This is a genomic window from Paenibacillus sp. JCM 9796 (genome assembly GCF_055379675.1).
Genome location: NZ_AP043723.1, coordinates 2,051,941 through 2,073,967 on the forward strand (window position 1 = coordinate 2,051,941; position 22,027 = coordinate 2,073,967).

17 protein-coding genes are annotated in these 22,027 nt (G+C 55.5%); 1 reads left to right on the forward strand and 16 read right to left on the reverse strand.

Annotation, left to right across the window (positions count from 1 at the left end):
- Window positions 1–161: 161 nt before the first annotated feature.
- Both ACZ439_RS09820 and ACZ439_RS09825 read right to left on the reverse strand, forming a co-directional pair.
- Window positions 162–6,173, reverse strand: coding sequence for a helicase-related protein (locus tag ACZ439_RS09820; protein WP_307720681.1), 6,012 nt, complete (start codon window positions 6,171–6,173; stop codon window positions 162–164).
- A 68-nt stretch (window positions 6,174–6,241) separates the two neighbouring features.
- Complete coding sequence (locus tag ACZ439_RS09825; RefSeq protein ID WP_307720682.1) at window positions 6,242–6,667, reverse strand: TnpV protein; 426 nt, start codon at window positions 6,665–6,667, stop codon at window positions 6,242–6,244.
- A 235-nt stretch (window positions 6,668–6,902) separates the two neighbouring features.
- Here ACZ439_RS09825 and ACZ439_RS09830 point away from each other — a divergent pair, with 235 nt between their 5' ends.
- Window positions 6,903–7,304, forward strand: coding sequence for a hypothetical protein (locus tag ACZ439_RS09830; protein ID WP_244932950.1), 402 nt, complete (start codon window positions 6,903–6,905; stop codon window positions 7,302–7,304).
- A gap of 148 nt (window positions 7,305–7,452) precedes the next feature.
- On the opposite strand, the gene ACZ439_RS09835 is transcribed toward ACZ439_RS09830, so the two are convergent.
- The 14 genes from ACZ439_RS09835 to ACZ439_RS09900 all read right to left on the reverse strand — a co-directional run bounded on the left by ACZ439_RS09835 (window position 7,453) and on the right by ACZ439_RS09900 (window position 22,023).
- Window positions 7,453–7,719, reverse strand: a complete 267-nt coding sequence (locus ACZ439_RS09835; RefSeq protein ID WP_054795916.1) for a helix-turn-helix domain-containing protein — start codon at window positions 7,717–7,719, stop codon at window positions 7,453–7,455.
- Between the two features lie 21 nt (window positions 7,720–7,740).
- Entirely contained in the window at window positions 7,741–8,181 is a 441-nt protein-coding gene (locus ACZ439_RS09840) for a hypothetical protein (RefSeq protein ID WP_054798838.1), read from the reverse strand.
- A 32-nt stretch (window positions 8,182–8,213) separates the two neighbouring features.
- Window positions 8,214–8,390 carry a hypothetical protein gene (locus ACZ439_RS09845; protein ID WP_164751826.1) on the reverse strand — a complete coding sequence of 59 codons (177 nt, stop codon included), beginning with the start codon at window positions 8,388–8,390 and terminating at the stop codon, window positions 8,214–8,216.
- Entirely contained in the window at window positions 8,387–8,743 is a 357-nt protein-coding gene (locus ACZ439_RS09850; RefSeq protein WP_054798839.1) for a hypothetical protein, read from the reverse strand. Before ACZ439_RS09850 ends, ACZ439_RS09845 begins: the two co-directional genes overlap by 4 nt.
- 164 nt (window positions 8,744–8,907) lie before the next feature.
- Complete coding sequence (locus ACZ439_RS09855; RefSeq protein WP_244932951.1) at window positions 8,908–12,726, reverse strand: DUF5704 domain-containing protein; 3,819 nt, start codon at window positions 12,724–12,726, stop codon at window positions 8,908–8,910.
- 4 nt (window positions 12,727–12,730) lie between these two features.
- Window positions 12,731–13,837 carry a copper amine oxidase N-terminal domain-containing protein gene (locus ACZ439_RS09860; protein ID WP_244932952.1) on the reverse strand — a complete coding sequence of 369 codons (1,107 nt, stop codon included), beginning with the start codon at window positions 13,835–13,837 and terminating at the stop codon, window positions 12,731–12,733.
- A 115-nt stretch (window positions 13,838–13,952) separates the two neighbouring features.
- Complete coding sequence (locus ACZ439_RS09865) at window positions 13,953–14,936, reverse strand: hypothetical protein (protein ID WP_127608059.1); 984 nt, start codon at window positions 14,934–14,936, stop codon at window positions 13,953–13,955.
- Entirely contained in the window at window positions 14,923–15,471 is a 549-nt protein-coding gene (locus tag ACZ439_RS09870) for a hypothetical protein (RefSeq protein ID WP_464620966.1), read from the reverse strand. The genes ACZ439_RS09865 and ACZ439_RS09870 overlap by 14 nt, the downstream gene beginning before the upstream one ends.
- 10 nt (window positions 15,472–15,481) lie before the next feature.
- Window positions 15,482–15,871: a hypothetical protein gene (locus ACZ439_RS09875; protein ID WP_054795910.1), complete on the reverse strand. Its 390-nt coding sequence runs from the start codon at window positions 15,869–15,871 to the stop codon at window positions 15,482–15,484.
- A gap of 83 nt (window positions 15,872–15,954) precedes the next feature.
- Window positions 15,955–16,434 (reverse strand): hypothetical protein, encoded by a 480-nt coding sequence (locus ACZ439_RS09880; protein WP_054798840.1) that lies wholly within the window; start codon window positions 16,432–16,434, stop codon window positions 15,955–15,957.
- Between the two features lie 75 nt (window positions 16,435–16,509).
- Window positions 16,510–18,579: a hypothetical protein gene (locus ACZ439_RS09885; RefSeq protein WP_127608061.1), complete on the reverse strand. Its 2,070-nt coding sequence runs from the start codon at window positions 18,577–18,579 to the stop codon at window positions 16,510–16,512.
- On the reverse strand, window positions 18,569–20,440 hold the full coding sequence (locus tag ACZ439_RS09890; protein WP_127608062.1) for an ATPase, T2SS/T4P/T4SS family: 1,872 nt from the start codon (window positions 20,438–20,440) through the stop codon (window positions 18,569–18,571). Before ACZ439_RS09890 ends, ACZ439_RS09885 begins: the two co-directional genes overlap by 11 nt.
- Window positions 20,437–21,282 (reverse strand): P-loop NTPase family protein, encoded by an 846-nt coding sequence (locus ACZ439_RS09895; protein ID WP_127608063.1) that lies wholly within the window; start codon window positions 21,280–21,282, stop codon window positions 20,437–20,439. Before ACZ439_RS09895 ends, ACZ439_RS09890 begins: the two co-directional genes overlap by 4 nt.
- 33 nt (window positions 21,283–21,315) lie before the next feature.
- Window positions 21,316–22,023 carry a hypothetical protein gene (locus ACZ439_RS09900; protein ID WP_127608064.1) on the reverse strand — a complete coding sequence of 236 codons (708 nt, stop codon included), beginning with the start codon at window positions 22,021–22,023 and terminating at the stop codon, window positions 21,316–21,318.
- Window positions 22,024–22,027: the final 4 nt, after the last annotated feature.

The window sequence follows — 22,027 nt, forward strand, 5'->3', positions numbered from 1 at the left end:
TCCGGAAATGAGAAAAGGACCCCAAAAACGGAGTCCAATTCGTCATGTGATTGATAACTTTAACAAGCGAGCTAACTTCGACCTGTGAAATGCTCGCACCGATACCATGTTCTTTCCGCATGAAGTTCCCTTACAGGGGCAGGAACGGAAGTGTCAGACCGTTATCGCTCGCGGCCCACCACCCGCCGTTCCGGCGTTTCCGGTTCTTCGTCCGGCATGCTGTCCACGGCTTCGTTTTCCTGTTTGTCCATGTTGAGCAGCGCATTCAATTCCGCTAGACGCGCCGCTTTCGTTTGAAGCTCCTGCTCCTTCTCGAATGGAGCCGCGATTTGTTCCTTCGCCGTTTCCATTTGCAGACGCAAGGTGGCAAGCTGTTCACGGGCATGTTCCAGCTTCACAGGCAAATCCGACAAGGCGTTGTTGATGCGGCTAATGTTGCCGCCCGCATCCGCTCCGAGCGTCACCGTATGACCGAGCGCACTGCGCAGCGTAACCTTGTATTCCTTATGGAAGCTGTCAAAGGACAGCCACAAGGAAAAGCCCCGGTAGCTGCCGATTTCCTGCGAATCGTGCGAAGTCATTCCTTTGTAAGCGTCCAGCAAAGCCGCGCCCGCTGCCGCCCTCTCCGAGTAGGTGTAATCTTTGATCGTCATGCCGGGGAATTTATCTGCCCCATCCGCCTCGGGTGCCAGAGAACGTGTATACAAAGCGACGTCCTGTTCATAGCCGGCAATTCGTTCCTCCGTGGACTTGATTTGCTGTGGCAGCAGCTTGAGCAGCCGGTCCTCCAACGCATACCGCTGGCTCAAGTGATTGGCTTTGAGCAGCTTCAATTTGGATACCTGGATGTCCAGGTCCATTTTCTCCTTAATGTACGGGTTGCCGGTCGCCAGCGCCTTCACTTCGGCATAGGAGAGCGCCGTCTCATCGATATCCTCGGCGGAACGGACCGGAGACTTACTGGTCATGATCTGCGAAATGAAGCGCTGCTTGTTCTCCAGTGTCTGATAAAGGTACGCGTCGAACGTGTTCTCCGTCACATAGCGAAAAATATGCACCTCGCTGTTCTGGTTGCCTTGCCGGATAATGCGCCCGCTGCGCTGCTCCAGATCGCGCGGACGCCAAGGGCAGTCAAGGTCGTGAAGAGCAATCAGCTTCGTTTGCACGTTGGTGCCTGCGCCCATCTTGAACGTCGATCCGAGCAGTATCCGAACTTGGCCGCTGCGTACTTTGGCGAATAGTTCCTTTTTCTTGACCTCGGTATTGGCGTCGTGAATATAGGCGATTTCCTCGGCAGGAACACCTTTCTCCATCAGCTTGCGCCGCAACTCGTCGTACACATTGAAGGCATCATCCTGTTTCGGAATGGACAAATCGCAGAACACCAACTGGGTCAAACGCTGCGCCTGATGTTCCTCCCAATACCGGAAGACATTGTCCGCGCAGGCGCTGACTTTACTGCCTTCGTCGTCAGGAAGCAGGGGATTCGCCAGCCGTTGATCGAGCGCCAGTTTGCGTCCGTCATTGGTGATCGTCAGCATATTGTCCTCATGGGGCTCTACTTCCTTCGCCCGCACCCGCTCGGCGCGGCGGGCAAGATCCGCGACCATATCGCGCTGAAAGTCGCTTGGCGGCACCGCAACATTGTGAAAATGGGCTTTCGGGACGGGAAGTTGGAGCATGTCCGCAGTCTGGATATCGGCCACTTCCTTGAACATATTCATCAGTTCCGGCAAATTGTAAAAACGGGCAAACCGGGTTTTCGCCCGATAGCCCGTTCCTTCCGGAGCAAGCTCGATCGCGATGACGGTTTCGCCAAATGTCGAAGCCCACGCGTCAAAATGCTGCAAGCCTTGCCGCCTGAGCCGTTCGTATTGCAAATAGCGCTGCATCGTATACATCTCAGTGATGGAGTTGGAAATCGGCGTACCCGTCGCAAAGATAATGCCCCGGCCTCCGGTCAGTTCGTCCAGATAGCGGCATTTGGCAAACATGTCCGACGACTTCTGCGCTTCGGTTTGCGACAGTCCGGCTACATTGCGCATTTTCGTATAAAGAAACAGGTTTTTGTACGAATCAGCTTCGTCCACGAATAGCCGGTCTATGCCGAGTTCCTCGAAGGTCACGACATCATCCTTTCGGCTCGTGTCGTTCAGCTTCTCCAGCTTGGTCTGCAGCGTCTTTTTTGTTTTTTCAAGCTGTTTGATCGCATAGCGTTCGCCTCTGGCTTCCTTGAGTTCCCGGATGCCGTTTGTAATTTCCGAAATCTGTTCGTACAGTTGCTGCCGTTGGCGCTCCGTCGAAATCGGAATTTTCTCAAACTGCGAATGGCCGATGATGATCGCATCATAATCGCCTGTGGCAATCCGCGCACAAAACGTTTTGCGGTTTTTCGTTTCAAAGTCCTTCTTGGTCGCCACCAGAATATTCGCCGACGGATACAGCTGCAAAAACTCCGCCGCCCACTGTTCGGTCAGATGGTTCGGAACGACCAGCATGCTCTTGTTGCACAGCCCAAGATGCTTGCTCTCCATCGCCGCGGCGGTCATGGCGAACGTTTTTCCTGCGCCAACACAATGAGCGAAAAGGGAGTTGCCGCCGTACAGCGCCCGGGCAACCGCATTGACCTGGTGCTGGCGCAGCCGGATTTCCGGGTTCATCCCGGTGAATCGGATATGACTTCCGTCGTATTCGCGAGGACGGATGGCATTGAACCGGTCATTGTACAGCCTGGTCAGCCGTTCGCGCCGCTTCGGGTCTTTCCATATCCAGTCGCGGAACGCTTCTTTCATCATCTCCTGCTTTTGCTGGGCGATGGCCGTTTCCTGCTTGTTCAGCACACGCTTTTCCACGCCATCCTCATACACGGTGTCAAATACGCGCACGTCCCGCAAATTCAGCGTATCTTCGAGAATTTTGTACGCATTGACGCGGTTAGTGCCGTACGTGACGTTCGCCTTGATATTGTTGCTGCGGTCATCGCTTTTGCCTTTGACGTTCCAGGCAGCCGTATATTCGGAATACATGACATTGATGTAGGTCTGGTACATCGGCGGCGTGTCCACAAGCTCAAACAGAAATTGCCGAATGTCTTCCGGCGGCAGCCAGGTTGCGCCCAAACGGACATCAATTTCGGAGGCGTCCAGGTCTTTCGGCTGCACCGCTTCGAGCGCTTTGACGTTTTCGCCGTAACGTTCGGCATCGTATGCGGCAAACTGTCTGGCCACACGCAGCTTCTCCCGCACATTGCCGGACAAGTACGCATCCGCCGTTTCGTAGATCGGCTTGCCTTCCTCGTCCAGATTTACGGGATTGGGAAAGATGACGCCGCGCAGCTCTTTTATCAGTTCTTCTTCCGTCCAGCCGGTTAACTGCGCCATATACGGCAGATCGACACGGGCTTTTGCGCCGATGGAAACGGCAAGCGCCTCCGAAGCGGTATCCACCTGCTCCACATGGATGCGCTGCCGGATCGTGCGCTTGGTGAACATATCCGCCTTGCGCAGCAGCCGTCCTTCCTCGTCGATGATTTCCAGCGAGCAAAGAAGAAAGTAAGAACTGTCATCCGAAAAAGCAAGGCTGTTGGCGCGGCTGTTGATCAGGCCGTATTGCGCCGTAAACCGGTCATACTGCGCATTCAGCTTGCGCTGTTGCTGTTGAATGATCTCATCGCTGTAGTCTTCGGTTTGGTACTCGATAAGCTCGCGTACGGTGTCCCGCAGCAGAATCATTCCCTTGATGCGGCCTGCCGCCGTAGCAGAAGTGTCTACGCGCCGCATCCGGCTGTTCTCCCGGTAGTAGATTTGTCCATCCACCAACGCAAAGCTGAAATTGCGGATAGTCGGATCGGCAGGGAGAGAAGGTTCTTCTTCCTCCGGCTGGTCTTCCCGTTCCAGCTCCGCCCATTCGGCATGGATGTTGGACAACGCTTCGCGCAGAAGCTCATCCAAATTGGCGTCCGGGTATGGCTTGCAGGATGTTTCCTGCCGGTTGCCGTACATCCGGTCGTCAAAAACCATTGTGCCCAGCACCATATCGGGATGTTCCGCGAAATAATGATTCACCGGCACACCGTCCGCTGTCTCGGACAGGGATAGCCATGTTTCGGTTTGCTCGCTGACGGCGACCATGCGATCCCGTTTCTGTAAAAAGATAATGTCGGCGGTTACTTCGGTTCCGGCATTGGCCAGAAACGCAATGCTCGGCAGACGCACCGCTCCGAGCAATTCGGCGCGTTCCGCAATATATTTGCGAACCGCCGGGTTCTGCTTGTCCATCGTGCCTTTGGACGTAATAAAAGCAATGATGCCGCCCGGACGCACTTTGTCCAGTGTCTTGGCGAAAAAGTAATCATGGATGAGAAACTTGTGTTTGTCGTAACGTTTATCCGCCACGCCATAACCGCCGAACGGCACGTTCCCGATGGCGAGATCGAAGAAGCTGTCCGGCAAATTCGTCTGTTCGTAGCCGCTGACCGCAATCGACGCCTGCGGGTATAGTTGCCTGGCAATACGGCCGGTAATGCTGTCCAGTTCCACGCCAAACAGCCGCGAGCCTTGGAACGACTCCGGCACCAGTCCGAAGAAATTGCCGATGCCGCAGGACGGCTCCAAAATATTGCCGCTGCGAAAGCCCATCGATTCCAACCATTCGTACATCGCTTTGATGACGGTCACAGACGTATAATGGGCATTCAACGTTGACGCGCGAGCGGACGCGTATTCATCCGGCTCCAGCACATTTTTCAGTTCCGCATATTCGGCTGCCCACTGCGTGTTCGCTTCGTCAAACGCCTGCGGAATGCCGCCCCATCCAACATATCGAGCCAGTACCGCCTGCTCGTCCGCTGTCGCTTGCCGCTGCTCCTGCTCCAGCTTGTTCAGCAGCCGAATCGCTTCCATGTTCCATTTGAACTTCGTTTTTGCGCCGCCATGCCCCAGCTCATCATCCGTAATCCGGTAGTTGACAGCCGGGACAGACGGACGGGCTGGCGCGGTGCGGCCGGCCACAGGATCAGGGGAAAGGGAAGTGTCTGGCTGCGATACGGTCTCTGGCCCCTCCGTCACCGGCTCTTCCGGTGAAACCGCATCTTCCGCTGTTTCCCATGCCGCTTCGTCAAACCGTTCCGGCTCCTGCTCTCCGGTAATCAGATGATCGTTCAGCGGGTTTTCGCGCAGCATTCGCTCAAAATCCCGGCGATTCAACGCTTTGATGACGAGCGGGAACTGACGGTCTTGCAGCACCACTGTTCGTTGCTCCAGTTGCACAACTTCATATTCGTCCGCGCCGATCCAGACCGTGCTGCCTGCGTCATAACCGTATCGTGCCCGTTCCCGATTCACCGGCGTGTGTTCCGATTCCGCTTGTGCGTCTGGTCGGGAAAGCCCCGACGATGCATCCGGCTGCGGCACATCGGGCCTGGCCATTTCCGCCGCTTGCAGCCGCCGCTTTTCCTCTTGTTCTTCCGCAAAAGCAGGCAACCGCTCGGCTTCCTGCCGGTTCAAGTAACGACCCGCTGCCAGCAGTTCGCCGATACGTTTCTGCACCTTCATCCACGGCAGCACGACTCGCGTATCCGGGTTCATGATGGAGCCGCGGGTCAGCGTGATGCCTTTGCTGTCATAATTCATGTGAATATCCGTGCCGATCAGCGCGGGAAGGCGCCCGCCGGTTCCGTATTCCCGTTTCAGGAAATCGGCGTTCTCCTGTGCGGACAGCGACTGCTGGAAATGCAGCGCAATGCGATACTTGCCGTTCTCGAAACCGCTGCCATTTTGCAAAATGGCGTCAATGACCGCTTGCGGCATGAAAAAAGCGGAGGCTTTTGCGTCCTCCGCTTGTTCCATCCACAGCGTCTGTTGCTCGATGGATGGTTCTAACTTTCGCGACAAGTCAAATTCGTTCAACAGCATCATGCTGGCGATATGCCCGGCGATGACGCCCCAATCGTAAAAGCCTTGCGCCGTTCGTTGCTCCGCCGTCCCCGTCCACAGATGCAAAACGTTGCGATACGGTTCAAACCCGGCCTGCACGCCTTCATCAAGCGTCAGTTCGGTGATGCCTGCCGGAAACAAACCGCGCACATATAACACACGCTCGAACTCATCCTCATGAGCAAGGAAAAACGCTGCAATGTCCGACTTGCTCTCCCGCAGCGGCGCGGCTCGGAGCATGTCATTGATGATGGCATGGTCATGAAAAAACGGAAGGCTTCGGTCCTCCGTTTCCCGGTCGTACCATTTTAATGATAAATCAGTTCCGCGAGAATCAGTTCCTCCGCCTGCTGCTTCAGGTTGTTCATGTGTCCCGTCCAGCCCAGCGGATCGCTCGCCTTGTCCGGTGCCGGGTGAGACGCGAGCATCTGTTGCATCGTCCGGTCGATCTGCTCCCGCGCCGTCCGGTCGATGTCCGCCAGATGCCGGTTCAACTGCTCCGACAACATCAGTTGGGCGTACATACCCTTCCGTTCGGTTTTCAGAAACGTTTTGCGCATCATCCCGTACTTCCCGATGGGCGTCTCCGCTTCGCTCAGCATCAGATTGGGCAGCAAATAATCCCCTTGCTGCGTGTACGTCAGTTCCATGTTCATCCTTCCTTTCTTGCAGGGTAGCTTCATTGTGCGGCAAGGAATCGGGTCTTGCAAGGGTATGAAGCGACTGACCCTCATTTGCACGTTGTGCCTCCCGGCGCAGCGCTCGGACGGTCGATTCCACTTCCCGCAGCATCATCTCGGACACATCGCTAATCGCTGCGCCCAAGTGGGACAGCGCAGGAAGCGTGTTGAAATACCCGATGCCGGACAAATCCTCGATGCTGATGTAATGTGCGGGATCGAGTCCGCAACGGGTCATCGCCATGTAAGCGACGGCCGTTTCGGCCATTTGCTTGAACAGTAATTCCACATGTGGTATGTCCAGGTCTTCCAGCAAACTGTGTTCCCGCTCTTTCATCAACTCCGCCACATAATCGGCGCTGTTGTCATCCACCGCATTCCGCGCAGCAGCGAGCAACGCAGCAGGCAGATCCGCACGTGGTTCCATCTCATCCGACGCGCCGAACGCATTTTCCAGCGTTTCGATGACATGAGCCGTATCGCTGTCCTGCAATCGCCAAAGCGACACCTGCGGCTGGCGTCTGCTCTGGGTATCCGATACGTCAAACACATGGCGCAGGCCCAAGTGGTTGCCCCGATCTTCGATCAGGGCAATCCCTTTTGCACCGCGCTTCACCCAGCGATCCAGCCGTCTGTTCCAGACGTCAATCGGCGCGCAGGCCGTTGCGTCAGGACGTTGTGCGTAGATTAACAGTTGATCCTGAAACGGATATTTATAGTTCCAGGCCGCCGCCCGCAAAAAATCCGCCCAGCGGTCAGGGTGATTCGTCACCGTGCGAGCCGTGCTGGCAGCCAGTTCGACGATGCGCTGCAACTTGGCTGTCATGAGAGCGCCTCCCTTACCGAAACGTTATTTGATTGGTCAGGCGAATGCCTTCCTCGGAATAACGAGCCGTAATCCGAATGAGTCCAATAAGTTGCAGGCGATGCAGATTTCGGCGGACAGTGGAAGGAGAGAGACCCACCTCCGAAGCCAGCTTTTTGCCGGACAACAAGACGCAGCCATGCCGCCCGCCCGCGCGGTCCATCAGGTAGCTGTACAATAGCTTTGCTGCAGGAGGGACCTTCGCTTTGGCCAGCAGTTGATACCGGGTAAGATCATTCATAAACTTCCTCCTCGGCAGACGCTATCGCTCCGGCGATCGTTCCGACAAACGCTCCGGCCGGACGTAGCAGTACAGATAGAAATTGTAGTCTCCCGCATGCGGGAAACAACGCAGATAGTACCGATGGTGTTCCGTTTGAAAACAAAAGCCATATACACCGGAATGCCACGCCCCCGATAGACGTGCCTCCGGATGCAGCATGCACAAATGGTGCATCCGGCTGCGGCTTTGAAGCAGCCCTTGCTCCTTCAAGTTTTGCACAACCGCATCCAGTTCTGCCCGAAAAGTCAATGTTTTCAATGTTGGCAAATGCTCAAACCAGGTTACCCAGAACGTCTCGCCGTTGCTTCCAAAGTAACCGCGCAGGTGCCCAATACATCCCCGTTCCGTATCCTTCTCGATCGAAGCGGAATAAAAATAGGCCGCATCTTCCGACACGGCCGTTTGCAGTCTTTCCATCATATTCTTTTCCTCCCGGCTGGTAGGTGTTCGCTCTAGGTTGCGACACACATAGAAGGGGAAAGTCCGATATCTGCCACAAGCCGACGGGAGGAAAGCCACACGGGGCTGTTTTTTCCGCCCGCCAAATCCAGTAAATAGCAGAACACCAGCTTGGCCGCAAGCGGAAGCGAGGCTCCGTCCAGCAGCCGATAACGAGTGAGATCGTTCATTGCGTCCTCCTATCGTTGCGTTTCCGTTTTTTCTTCTGTGCGGCAAGCGTGGAAGGCGCTTGCTGTTGCTGCTCCACCAAGCGCTCCGGCCGGGCATAGCAGTACAAGTAAAAGTTGTAATCCCCGGCAAAGGGAAAGCAGCGCAAATAGTAGCGGTGATCCTGCGTTTGCATGCAAAACCCGTACACATCCGTGCTCCAAGCACCGCCGATGCGCGCCTCCGGATGCTCGCTGCAAAATCGTAACATATGCTGGCGGCTTTTCAGCACCTTCTGATCGCCGATAGCTTGAAAGACTTTACCCAATTCTTCTTTAAAAGCAGTCGTTTCAAGGGAGAGCGCCGGGGAAACCATGTTACCCAGAACTCCTCGCCCGACCGCCCAAAATCGCCGCGCAGGTGGCCGATGCAGCCACGTTCGATCTCCTCTGCGGCAGAAGCGGAATAAAAATAAGCCGTATCCTCTGGCGCGGCACTTTGCAGCTTTTCCAACATGTTTATCCCTCCCGTCTGGTGAATTTAATGGGTGCCGCCCGTCCCAAAGTCGTCGTAGCTGGACAAATTGGCATGATAAAAGACGACGTCGCCGTCCAGCAGGGAGAACGTTGCCCCGTATGGATCGACGAAGCTGCGCTGAAACCCTTCCATTCGCCACTGATTGTCCAGCGGCGCGTTTTTGTATTGCAGATGCGGATGTTTCAAGTCTTGATTGCGGATCGTTTCGATGTTGAAATTGACGATGATGTACCCATCCTTCAGAAATACGGGCGCATTGTCGTCCAGCCGGTGCGTGCGGCCGTACTCGGCCAGATTGAAGCCTTTCGGCACCACGTACGGCGCGGCGGGCACGCTGTAGTCCCCCCGCCATCGCTGAACTGAAGCGTTTGCGCGGGCCGCATCGATGCCGGAGGGCACCTGCGTGCTTCCGACAAACGTCCGAAGCTGAGGCGGCAGCAGCATAATATCGTAGCCGCCCACATAGGTCGGCTTCTGCGCATCCTTTACATATTGATCGATAAACGTCTGCCTCGCTCCGGGCGAACCGTTTAGCGACCAAAGCGTTGCGGCTGTGTCGGTCAACTCCTGCTTCGGCACATTGCGCAGGCGAGCGTCGAGCGTCACATACCGTTTCTCCACATCGTCGCCGGAGCCGATACGAATAAAACGCTGACCGCCTGAATGATAGTAAAGATCGACTTCTTGCCTGTTCTTCCCCTTGCTGTCCACAAAATAAAACGTCGGTGTAATGAGGATGCCGTCGCCCGAGCCGAACATGTTGCCTTTCGTCATGACTTCGAATTTGAAATGGTAACCCGTTTTGACCGCAACATTTTTCTTGCCGCTCTCCGGGTGACTGCCTTGCCGTACCGGCAGCACGTAAGGAGGGGTGTTGCCGCGCGGTGCGCCGTCAATACCTTTCGTGCCGACCCAATAGGCGTTTCCTGTCGGCGTCGCGCTGCCTTTTTGGGTGCGAAACACCGATTCCCAGGCAAAATCGGCAATGTCGGTGATGCGGAAATCATAGAGACGTCCGATCACTTCCACTGGAACCGCCTGCGCAGCCACATGGTTGGACAAGTCCAGGTTGGCATTCATTTGGGACGTGAAGGAAGCCGGGCTGTTCTCGGCAAACGTTCGGAATAACACGTCGTAATGGCCCTCGTCCACCCAAACGGGCAAGTAGAAGGTCGTCTGCAACTGACCGACCGGGATGGACACCCACGTGTCCTTGGGGACGAACGACGTGCGATCCGCTTTGTACACATCGAACGGAAAGCGTACCTGCTTGTCCCTCACATACTTGGCATAATCCCGATTGCCGTAGCCCTTGATGTCCTTGTGCGGGCCGCTTGTCGGAATCGTCACGGTGAAGGGCCGGTCCAGAATGAGCGCCGACCGCCCGGCAGTCGGCTGCGTTTTCTGGTTGTGGGCCTGATCGTCCGACACCGAGGCGTAGTTCACCACCGGCGTATGCACGGTTACCGGGTTGATGCCGACAATGGAAAACGTTTTGTTTGCTCCGCCACCGATGCCTTTAATCAGGGAATACGTTATGGTGCCGGTACTCGGCTGATTCGCTTTGTTCGTTTTGGAAGCGTCAATGAGATAACCTTTGCCGTACAGCACATCTTGCCCAATCATCGGCGGGGCCGGTATCGCCCCCGGCGTCGGTGCTTTTTCCTCAACGATTCGATTGTCCATGATTGTATTTCCGTTAAAAACGAATGAGTCATTTTTCACCTTGATCTTGCCGATGGCTTTCTCGGCCTCGTTGGTCCAGTCCTCGTTTGGTACGGAAGGCCGCCTGGAGCCGCCGGAAATCGTTTGTCCGGGAAGCGTCACATTCGAATAGACCGGATCGATGATATGCGCGTTGAGCGACGCATCATGCGCGGCGGAAACGGTTGGCGGCGCATAGCCATTCGGCTCCAGCGTAACCGTTCCCGACGGAAGCGCATAATTGGAGACCGTCGCCTTCTGAATGCCGTACACTTCGAGATTTTGAATCGTCCAGAAGCTGTACTTGCGTTCAATCGAATAGTTTTTGCTGACCGTCTGTGTATCTGAACGCGGAACGGTAATGGTCGTCGGATTCCCGTCCGCATCGGGCGGGCCGGATCGCGTCTCCGTCCAGGTGAGGGTATATGTTTTACTCACCTGAATCGGGTATTGCTTCGTGCCGCTCGTTTCCATGAACGTGTTGCGATACAAGTACGATTTGGCCAAAGCGTTCACATACAGGCTCTCTGAAGTCGGAATGCCTTGCAGCACATCAAATTTTTCTGCGCCGCGCGCATCCGCCTGAATGACGGCAGAAACGTTCGGCTCCATCGCTTCGGCCTGCTGGGAAGCGCCGGGCTGCGGTTCTCCGCCGCCGTCGCCTTTGCGTACCGTATGATCAGATGTCGAGTCCCCCGTATTGCCGTCCACATCCTTCACAACGACGGTGATTTGCACGCTCACTTTGTCGCCGGACGTGAACGGGATTTTGATCGGAATCGTTTTACTCGTTGACGTGCCGGAGAGGTTTCCGGTTTTGTCGCCCGTTTGAACGAGCCTGGCATTTCGAATATCCGTGATTTCGTATGACTTCAAATTCTTTAGCGACTTGACTTCAAAAACAAAATCCCCGTCCACTTCGGTCACGTTTTGGTCGACCGTTTCCGGCGCTTCAATCCGGGACGCGACCGTTACCGAGGAGGGAATTTTGTAAATGCCGATAAAGTTGGAGCCGCCCGATCCCACCAGAATGGAGCGCTCTTTGAGCTTCGGGTCGCCTTTTTCCAGAACGAACAGCTTCTCGTCGGGTTTGTTATTGTTCGTAATGTAAGAGCGGATGATTTCATACGTCTGACCGCCGGAAGTGATTTGTCCTTCAAACGTATGGTTCGCTTCCTCGCCGGTTGCGAAAACGCCTTTGTCCACTTCTTTGAGTTTGGTGCCGTCTTCTTTTTGATAGATGGCCTTCACCGGATTGTTCTCTGCGTATTCGGCAACCGCGTCCGTTCCGCCCAGATGTACCGTAAAGCTTCTCGTTCGCACCTTCGGATTCGTTTCGGGATTTTCTTGCAGCCAGTCTTTCCGCGTCGGGTCCTGCTTGGGCGATAAATAGGAGCGAACGATCGTATACGTTTTTCCGTTGTCCTCAATTGTTTCGGGAAATTCATGATCGATCGTTTCCCCGACTTTGTACTTGCCCTTTAGAAACGTAGCTTGCGGTTGCTCTATGACTTTTCCGTTCACGGTTTTCGCAATGACATCAACGGGAAATTCCGCGCTTCGATAGGGTACATGAATGCCGAAATAATCGTCCAAGTCGTCCGGATGCGCCCAAGGTTCGGCCCTCTTGATCTCATCCAGCGTATAAAAGGGCCCTTTGCGCACGTTGCCGTTTCCGTCGATAGACACCATGATGGCATACAAATATAAGTCGTCGTTGTCTTTGATGTCGCCCATGCCCGCTTTCCACATGCCTTCCGTGACGAGCGCCTCGCTGACTTCGTAATAGGTCGTGACAGGCTGGCCGGGGATGGGCGGATTCGGTTCCTGTCCTACTTGCCGTACTTGCTGGTCCAAAAAAGAAGCGTGTTGGCCGCTTCTCGGATCGCCGCACTGCTTGGGCGTCGTATTCGAACATAATTGGTCACGGCGCACCGTCCAACCCACGGTTCTGTATTTAATGGACGATGTTGCAGCCGTACTGGTGATCTTAAATTTAATGGTGCCATTTTCAGTTCTGACATCGGGAGGTCCCGCGAAAACAGAGGTTGGAATGGAGAAAAACAAAAATAAGCATGCCAGCAGCATGCTCAAGAATCGTTTATGCAATTTGTTCATATCTCTACTCCATCCTTTTAATCGTATGGTTGTAGAATAAACTAGCGCTCGGACTTACTTTCAACGTTGGCCCCCAATCGCCTCCCACATTCGTGGACATCGAGATATCGGTGTAGCCTTCATACCAAATTCCCTTTTCAAAAGATTGTTGGTTAGGGAACCTTTCATCATAGAGCAAGTCTTTACTTTCCTTAAACGAAACAAATTTAATCCTGAATTTGGATCGGATATAATTATCGCCGAATCCGTTCCGATAGATCATGGAAGGCTCGGGATCAAGGTATCCTTCAATTTGAATCTTGTTTTCTTTAACCCAATCCACATACCGCCGGATGTATTTCAATTCCGCATTGGAACTTTGCACCTTCGTGGCAAATACCGCCTGCGCCCAAGAATCGTCAATCGTTTTGTAATCCACGTTCAGCCAGAGTGCACCAAACGTTTTCAGTCGGCTCATCCATATATCCACGTTTTTCTTATTGAATTCCGGTATGGTTGAATACAATACCGATGAAACTTTGCTGTCCGTAGGATGCGAGTAGGGATAGGCCATCTCATACGCTTCATTCGGCACATCGGCCAGAATGTACGGGTAATCTTTCGCGTTCTTCGGCAAATGGGTTGTGCGAATCAGGCGGCCCCATTCATCGTACTTTGCATTGGCGTCTTCTTGTGTGGAAATAAATACGGTCGATGTCGGGCTATCCCAATTCACTTCCGCCCCCAGCGCTTCGCTGACAAAACGCAGCGGGACAAACGTCCGGCCGCCGCTGGTGATCGCCTTCGAATCGAAGGCCACCTCTTTGCCGTTGACGAGCGCCCTGCTATCGCCGATCGTAAGCACAATATGCAGGTCGTCCCGCTCAATCGGTACGGTCATGGTTTTGGGCTCCCAGCCTACGTTTGCGCCCATCTTTTCCGCGATGAATCGAACCGGCACGAGCGTCCGATTGTTTTCATCGACAAATGCTTGCGCATCGGGAAACCAGATTTTTTGTCCGTCCATGACGACGCCGACAAAGGACGGAAGTCGGCTCGCCGCGCTTGCCGTTACGGTGAACAAGCTGCAAAGCATCGCGGCGACAAGTCCTGTAATTATCCATTTTCTCACGCCATTCGCTCCTCTCTTAATAGGGGTCATGACAAGTTTGGAAGATTTCGACTGTCAGGTTCATCATAGAGCCGATCTGACGGCGTGTCCACTTTCCGAAATCACCGCCGTCTCGTTAAGATGGCGAGACAGGACAGTCCAGCGGCATATAGCCTTTTTGCGCGGCCGCTTGTTCGCTGGAAAACGTCTCTTCCACCGGATAAGCAAAGCCGCATGTGCTGCGATAATACACCTTCATGCTTCCTTTCCTGGCCCCGAAAATCTCCGGCTTCTTGAGCACGCGGCTTCCGCCGAGCGCATAATTGTTGTAAAACTTGCCTCCCATCGGAATGCCTTGGATAAAGGCAAGCACCCCGACGTCATCCACGGTATTGTGCCATTCCTCCTGCGAAATGGTCGGCAGCGTGAAGGTGTAAGAAAAGCCGTATCGGGAAACCGATTCGTTGTGTTTGTTGATTCGGTAGGCGAGTTCGTCTTCAATTGCGCGGACGATGGTGCTTCGACGCACCTGCTCAAATCGCTCCGCATCCTTTAATAGCGCAATATTCGTCTGCTGCCCGACGTCGGCCCGCAAGCCTTCGTGCCAGCTCCGGCTGCCCGCATCGTAAGCGAGGACGAAATCGTCCAGCGTGAACGAAAGGCTGTTGCCCGATGAATCGGCGTAGGCATACGGCTTCTTCGCTCCCCAAACCGGTTTCCGTTCCGTGTTCCCGTCGGCTCCCGTCCACTCCTCCTCGGCATAGACGTAGAAACCGTCGTAACCAATCACCGCAATAGCCGGGATATACCGACCCAGTACGCCTTGCGCAACGGGATCGTCGGCAATGCCGAAGCTTGCGTACAGCGTCCGAAAAAAAGCGGCAATCGCCTCGTCCTTGTTCAGCGCCACCCGCTTGGCCGATTCGTATTGCGTCTCCCGCCGCTGGTCGGTATTGACGGTCAACATCCGCGCCGCGTCATCCACCGCTGCGTCCAGCGCGGCGTTATAGCGCAGCTCGGTCAATAGCGCCTTCCGCTGCGTTTCGACCTCGATCCGGTTCACGGTCGCAAACGGCAGGAAAATGAGCGCCCCGACAATGGCCCATTCAATCAGCCTCATTGCGCACCACCCCGCCGTAAGGAATGAAGATTTTTTCGTTCGGACTGATGGCCTGGTTCAGAAAATCGAACAGAATCGTACCTGGAGTCCGGTTCTTATTTTTGACCGTGACCGCAAACGTGTCGCCGACCCGCAGCTTGTAGCGTCGCGCCGGATCGTCTTTTGCAGCCGCGCTATTTGGGAACAGAACAGGCAAAATCTGCGCGTTGTAAAACTTGTCGTAATGCACTTCGTAGCTGCCCCGAAACGTATCCGGCCTTGTCGGGTCGTCGTAAACCGGCACGTACTTTTTGCTGCCGTGTTCCATTTGCACATCGAAGGTGTTGCCCGTTGCCGCAATCGTCTCCATAAAGTCCGTATACATGGTCGGCGACACAAAGCCTTTGTCCCGCACCGCATCCACAAACGTTGTCGTCGCCTTCAATACGACCAGTTCCGAAATATCGTCCTGCTGGTCGAAGGCTGCGGAAATGGGGTAGAGATAGAGCAATAAAACGGCAATGAGCACCGCGAAAACTTTCGAGAAACTGTTCATGGCATTCTCCTTAGCGTGAAGCGAAAATGAGGCGCAGCAGTTGTCCGGACGCATCACGCTGGGTGACTGCCGTATACCGGGCATTCAGGCGAATGCCGGCGGGGACGAACTGGTCCCGATCGAGCGGCGGCACGTATCGAACGCCGTCCACCACGATTTCCGCGTCTCCCGTCTCCAGCCGGGCAACGGATTGCGCTACCTCTGCGCCGGATACGGTGCCGTCGCCGGCAATCGGCGAAAACGTCATCTGCATGTTGCGGTCCAGCGACTTTCCCGACACATAGGCGGTGGCGTTCAGCGCGGCCCCGGTTTGAAAGAGCAGCAGTCCGCTCGTTGCGGCCATCAGAAAGAGAAGACAGGCCACGCTCATTTCCAGCATCGTTCTGGGGGCATGTTCCATCGGTTTCCTCCTTGGAAACGCCGGGGCGTCCGTCTATACCCGAAAGGACGCCCCATCAGCGTTGTGATTTCAGCAACGGGCGCTTACTGCTGCCGAAACACAATGCCGCGGATGACGTTGCTGCTGTCGTGCACCAGTTGCGCCCGAAATTTGCCGCTCGGATTGACGTAGTTCACATTCGATTCATCGAGCGCATGGCTAAGTTGCCCCGGCGCTTCACCAACCACTGAGCCGTAGGTCACGCTGTCGATCGGAACACCCGTGTTGATCACCTTGCCGTACCACTGACCTGCCGGATTTTTCCCGGTGACGATCTGAATGCCGAACTGATCTTGATCGCTGAACTTGCGCAGCGCGTTGACCACCTGACTGCCCGACAACGTCGTGTTGTCGTACACCGTAAACGCCGTTTGCGACAGCTCCGTCTGGATATTGCTGAAATTGCTTTGCGCCGCCTTGGTGGAGTCTTGCGCGGAAATAAACAATACGACGGCGAGGGTAATGAGCGCGATGGCAAGAAAAATGCCTGCCGCCATCACGAGTGCTTTTTGCGCGTTAGACATGAACCGATCTCTCCTTCAAATGAAATTCGAAATAAAAAGACACTTCCCGTTTGGAAAGCGCCGCAACATGTCCGCTTACTGAATGCGCTGAAGCTGTTCGTAGTATACGGACATCTGGTGCAAGCTGACGATGACGAGCGGAATGACCAGATAGCCGAAAATGAGAGCCATCATCGGCGCAAACCCGATCCATTTTCCCCAGCCTGCCTTTTGCTCGATCAATTGCTCGTACTCCTGTTTGCGCTGCTCCTGCGCGTAAGCCTGTTCCGACTCCAGATCGTCGAACGCTTCCCGAATCGGCAAACTTTGCGCCGCCAGCTCCAGCTTTTCGACCGTGCGGACGAACGGCACAAACGGCGCATCCTCTTTCAGCTGCGCCAGCGCCTGGTCCGCGCCCTGTTCGAAATGGAGCAAGCAGGTTTGCAGCGGTTCCTTGAACACGCGGGCAAACTGTTCCATCCAGATAAGCAGATGCTCGACCGACATCCGGTCCAGATCCGCCAGCATGGCGATGACCGCATGCAGTTGATCCACTTCATGCTTCATCTCCATCTGCCGCATGCGCCGCTGGAACAATCGAACGCCGACCGGCATAGCGTAGCCGCCCCATCCCGCGAGAGCGGCGAGGAGCGCTTCCCACCACTTCAAATATTGATTGTCCAGCTTCGTGAGCTTGCCCATAATGCGCCGAGCCGCAGCGCGAAGTTGATCGTCCTGATTCGCCGTCGGCGTTTCGCTGCGGAGCAGGGCCATCACCGTTTCTTCGGTGCGATGCTTCACCTCCTTTACGCGATCGATGATGCGGCGATCGAGCGCTGCCGCCTCGCGCGCCTTGGCTTCCTCCTCCGGCGAAAGTTGGCCGAACAGGATGCCCGGCTTTACCGGCGCATACAGGATTTGATGCCGGCTTGCGGCATGAAGCGTAATAAACATCCCGAGCACTGCCAGAAAAGCCATGCCACCCGCCACGATGCGCTGCACATAGAGCCATTCCAGACGAAGCGGCGATGCGGTGTCTTTAAGCAGCTTGACCATGCGGTCAGCTTCCCGGGAACCGGGGGCGGGACCGAAACGATGCACAAGCCAGCGCATCCAAGGCCATTCGTAAACCCGTTTCTCCCATCTTTTTCGGCCGGTTGGTTTTGGACTCGCGTCCAGTTCCTGAATGTTCCGCAGCAGAACGTAGGACAGCCATACGACCGCCATCAGGCCGATTTTCACGATCCAGCCAGTCGTGCTCGCATAAAAGGCGTCCATGGCCGGAAAGTAATGGCTGGCCCAAGCTTCGATCGGCCGGGTAAACAGCAGCGGCAACAGCGTGATGGCGGTCAGTCCTTGCAACAGGAAACTGAGGCGCTCGCGGCGCAGCAGTTCTAGATTCAGTTTGGTCGCGAGCTTCCCGAGCGCCTTCAAGTACACGGAACCGGTTGCGGTTCGTTTGTCGCCGTATTCCTTCACCAGATGCGACAGCCCGGCCAAGCCCTGCAAATAGCGGTTCGGCGCGCTCTCGATATATTGCGCCAGCCGATGCTCGGCATCGCTTGCCGTGAGCACTTCGTATATTTCGTGTCCGTGCAGCGCCATCTCATACGGCGCGCCGTCCGCCGCTTCATAAATGGCTTCTTCCACCATGCCGTGACGATGATAATGATGACGCACATCCGAAAAAAAATGCCGGAGTTGCCGAAGCAGTCGCGTCTCCAGCCGATGGACCAGATTGTCCGAAAGGATTCCGTGGCCAACCCAGAAGCCGATGCCAATCATGCCGAGCGCGGCCGGGTCGCGCACGCCGATAGCCAGCGGAACAGCCGCCGCGAGCAGCACGCCCCATATGAGGAGCGCCGACTTCATCGTCTCCAGCCGCAGCTTCCATTCGTCGCCAAGTTGGAGAATGGTCATTCGTTTGCGAAGTTGAAGCAAATAACCGCGTAAAATCGGTACACTTTCGCTTAGGCGATACAGCTGCTGCAACACGCTGTGCAGCGCTTGCTTCTTGCGGGCTTTGCCCGGTTTGCGCAACGCTTCATACTGCCGAACGGCCTCCACGTCCGAACCGTGGCGGGATACCCATTGAAACGCCGCCACCATCGCGAGGAACAGCACCGTCGCTGCGCCCAGCAACAGGGACAGCCATTCAATCTTCATCGCTATCCCCCCAGTGAACCGCCAAAAACGCTTCGAACGCCGCCTGGTCCGGCCCGGCGAGGCATGCGGCGATTTCCTTGCGGTTTCGCTCGGACAACGGATGAACGGCGACATAGCATCCGTCTCGGTACTCGATGACGTTCCGCGCGACGTATAGCGGGCGGTCCGTTGAGCGGCGGAAATATTCCAGCATCGTCTCCATGAACGCCGTCATTTTCTCCTCGGTCGTCGTTTTGTGGCGGAACGTCTCCGGGTAGGCTGTTTCCTGCTCCTCCGGGACGCATTCGGTAATCCGTTCGATGTAGCGATGTCCGTCCGCGTCCCGCCTGAGGTGAATGTCGAAATTGATGACGCTGACGACCTGCTGCTCGGCCACTCTTTCGTTCGTAAACACCCCTGTCTTCAGCAGCGAATTGCGCAGCGAATAGACGAGATCGCGGAACGTTTTGGCATGATGCGTAAACAAGGTGAACAGCGAAGCGACCTGCGCCATCTGCACCATCCAGGCGGCAACCGGGTCGGTCGCCACTTCTCCCAAAATATTGACCGAGCCGTCCGTTTTTTTCTGGATGTCCAGCCCGTCCTGCCCGGAGATCGTTTCCGTTTCCCGCAAGCTTAAAATGTTGCGATCCCGGTATATTTTCCGCAGCTGAAGCTCAAAGCTCATTTCCTGCACCCGGATCGGCAAGATGGCCGGAATGTAGCGCACCATAGCCGTGAGCAGCGTCGTCTTGCCGCTGCCCTGCGCGCCGGTAATGGCCGTTATGCGCTCGCCCATGACGAGATATCTGATCAGTCCGATGGGAAGCTCCGCATGGTCGTCCTGAATCAATTGTTCGAGCGTGGCGTTTTGCACATCGAATTTGCGCACAAAAAAAGCCCACGATTCGCTGAACCGGGGGCGCAGCACGACGACGCGGGAGCCATCGGCCATTTCGTTCACCTTAAAGCCGTTCGCCTCGGACAATTGGCCGGGAAAATTATGTTTGTACACGTTCTGGCACACGCGCCTCAGTTCTTGCTCCGAGCCGAAGGACAGAAAGCTTAAATGGATAGATTTCCCTTTATAAAACAGCCACACGCTGTCATGCGACCTTGGCACCTCGCGCAGCTGCGCTTCTTCCTCCAGGCTCCATTCGCCTTCCCACATCGAGGGCGGGATGCCGGAAACGCCGCCCGATACGCCGTCGATTTTCATGTCGCGGATTTCGTCGATGACGCTAAACCCTTTGTACTGCTGGTAGATCCGCTGCACAACGATCTGCGTTTTGTCCCCGGCAGACAGCTTGCGCGCTTCCTGCTTGTAAATATCTCGGATTTCGTCGGCGGTAATCCGGTACGATTCTGTCTCTTCGTCTTCCATGCTCCGCTTGGGGCGGTCCAGTTCGTATTTGCGGATCAGTTCGTCCAGCGCTCTCAAACGATGTTGTTTTTTATAGAGATAGAGCAGGATGTCAAATTGATCTTGCGATGTGAGCGCCTGCGGGTCGTCAAACGGCAGGAGGCGATTCAGGTTATTATCGTCCAAGGTATAACGCTGTTCGAGCAAATCGGCGATTACCTGCTTCACATACGCCTTGTCCCGCAAATCTCCGGACGTGCAGCCCCGCAGCGCCTTCTTCAGTTCTGCGCGCTTGTTTTTGCGGCGGCGGTATTCTTCTTCCGACAAGCCGAAGTCAATCAGGTTGCTGCTCGTCATCTCGTGCAGCGCCTCTTTCACAAACGCGGTCATCGCTTCCAGCGTATAGACCGGCTTTTCGTCCGGCTGCTCCGGCAAGCGACGGCTCATACGCAAATAGAGCAAGACGCCGATCGCAATGAGGATGCCCGCCAGAAGCAAACCGTTCAGCGCGAACATCATCGGTCATCGTCCTCCTTCCCGCCGAAAAAAGGCTTGCTTAATCCGGCGCGCTGGACGATCGCTTGTGCCAGTGTCCGCACCTGTTGCATAAAGGGATAGTTTTTATGATTGCACGGCACCTGTCGGTTGCGAAATAAAAAACGGACGGCTTCTCCTTGTTGGGTCGCGTCCAGCCAGCCCGTATTATGGACAATCGGGTACGTTAGCTCCCGCCGATGAAAATGGCGCTTAATGTTTTTGACGGTCAACGCCGACCCGGGGTCATATTGTCCGAATACAAGCAAATGCTTCCGGTCGGACTGAAGCTGCGCCTCCACCAGCGGAAAGACCTGCTCCAGCTTGAGCCCATTTTGAGGCAGACAGACGACCAGCAAATCCGCCTGACGCAGCAGCGCCTGTGTCCACGCCGACAGGTTGCCGCTTCCGCCGTCCAGCAATACCAGATCGTAAGCGCGCCTTGTCAGTTCCAAAAGAGGTCCAAGCCATTCCTGTGCGGCGGAAACAAACGATGCATCCGGCTTGTTCGATCCCGGAAGGATGTCGAGTCGGTCGGCGAGCAGCGGCAGCGTGTAATCCCGCAACCTGTTCGGTTCCAGCTTGCGGTTTTGTAAAAGCCTGAGCAGCGCGTCGATGCCCGCGTCAGGCGGGGCGTCCGCTTTGCTCATCCAGCTCCGTCTCGGGTAAAAGCTGCGTTCGATGGCCGCGTATTCGCTTTGCAAATGCCCAAGCAACAAAAGGCGCGAGGAATATTCGAGTCCGAGCAGCGCCGCGGCGGCGATCAGGTTGCTCGTCGTACCTGCCTGTCCCGAAACCGGACTCCAAAACACCACGGTAAAACCCATTGCTTCATCTCCTTTCGTGCAACATTACCGAATTTACGTGCGCCTTCGGGATCGCGCCCATGCCCGCCGGGCGGTTTTGGCATCGCAATCAAACAACTGTTGCAGCATGTCCAACACGTTCCGGCGATACGTCCCGGATAGCCGCCTGATGTCGATGCGCCCATGATGCTGGTTGTCCAGTTCGACCGACATATCCCCTTCATCAAGCGAAAAGCGGAACACGGTGTCCTCCCAGCGTACAAACTGCTGCGCCAGAAGCGAATCGATATACGACTCGGGTATGGCGATCGGCAGAGTGGGAGCAATCAGTTTGTAAAACGTGAGCGGCTGGCCTTCCGCTTCGTGAAGACACAGCCGCTGCATCAGTTCCGCGTTTTTATGCATGCTGAGCCGGCTCCAATTGCTGCACCAAACCCGCTTGTCATAGCCCGGCAACTCTCGTCCTTTCACAAATTCGGTGTGATCGGTGTCGAGCAGCATGACATCGTATGCCGCTTCGCCTCCGGCTTGAAACAGGGAGCGTTCCAATTGCGCTGGCGTGATGAGCCCGGTCGCCACATCGATGCCTTCAAACTCCCGCAACGAATAGCCGAAATCCGCTCGCGGCAAATAGCCTTGCATGGACTGGGCAAGGGTGGAGTCCACGATCAGCACCTTTCGCTCCATCGCCGTGAGTAGCTTGCCCAGCACAAGGAGCAGGTGGCTTTTGTCCGACGCGCCGAAAAACACGACTTTTTTCATGACG

Bases quoted from the DNA above. Each gene is read 5' to 3' on its own strand.
- ACZ439_RS09855 (WP_244932951.1), bottom strand. From the start codon at position 12,726: ATGAACAAATTGCATAAACGATTCTTGAGCATGCTGCTGGCATGCTTA.
- ACZ439_RS09830 (WP_244932950.1), top strand. From the start codon at position 6,903: ATGTGGTATGTCCAGGTCTTCCAGCAAACTGTGTTCCCGCTCTTTCAT.
- ACZ439_RS09870 (WP_464620966.1), bottom strand. From the start codon at position 15,471: ATGAACAGTTTCTCGAAAGTTTTCGCGGTGCTCATTGCCGTTTTATTG.
- ACZ439_RS09895 (WP_127608063.1), bottom strand. From the start codon at position 21,282: ATGGGTTTTACCGTGGTGTTTTGGAGTCCGGTTTCGGGACAGGCAGGT.
- ACZ439_RS09865 (WP_127608059.1), bottom strand. From the start codon at position 14,936: ATGAGGCTGATTGAATGGGCCATTGTCGGGGCGCTCATTTTCCTGCCG.
- ACZ439_RS09845 (WP_164751826.1), bottom strand. From the start codon at position 8,390: ATGAACGATCTCACTCGTTATCGGCTGCTGGACGGAGCCTCGCTTCCG.
- ACZ439_RS09875 (WP_054795910.1), bottom strand. From the start codon at position 15,871: ATGGAACATGCCCCCAGAACGATGCTGGAAATGAGCGTGGCCTGTCTT.
- ACZ439_RS09835 (WP_054795916.1), bottom strand. From the start codon at position 7,719: ATGAATGATCTTACCCGGTATCAACTGCTGGCCAAAGCGAAGGTCCCT.
- ACZ439_RS09825 (WP_307720682.1), bottom strand. From the start codon at position 6,667: ATGAGGGTCAGTCGCTTCATACCCTTGCAAGACCCGATTCCTTGCCGC.
- ACZ439_RS09850 (WP_054798839.1), bottom strand. From the start codon at position 8,743: ATGGTTTCCCCGGCGCTCTCCCTTGAAACGACTGCTTTTAAAGAAGAA.
- ACZ439_RS09890 (WP_127608062.1), bottom strand. From the start codon at position 20,440: ATGATGTTCGCGCTGAACGGTTTGCTTCTGGCGGGCATCCTCATTGCG.
- ACZ439_RS09820 (WP_307720681.1), bottom strand. From the start codon at position 6,173: ATGCTCCGAGCCGCGCCGCTGCGGGAGAGCAAGTCGGACATTGCAGCG.
- ACZ439_RS09885 (WP_127608061.1), bottom strand. From the start codon at position 18,579: ATGAAGATTGAATGGCTGTCCCTGTTGCTGGGCGCAGCGACGGTGCTG.
- ACZ439_RS09880 (WP_054798840.1), bottom strand. From the start codon at position 16,434: ATGTCTAACGCGCAAAAAGCACTCGTGATGGCGGCAGGCATTTTTCTT.
- ACZ439_RS09900 (WP_127608064.1), bottom strand. From the start codon at position 22,023: ATGAAAAAAGTCGTGTTTTTCGGCGCGTCGGACAAAAGCCACCTGCTC.
- ACZ439_RS09840 (WP_054798838.1), bottom strand. From the start codon at position 8,181: ATGATGGAAAGACTGCAAACGGCCGTGTCGGAAGATGCGGCCTATTTT.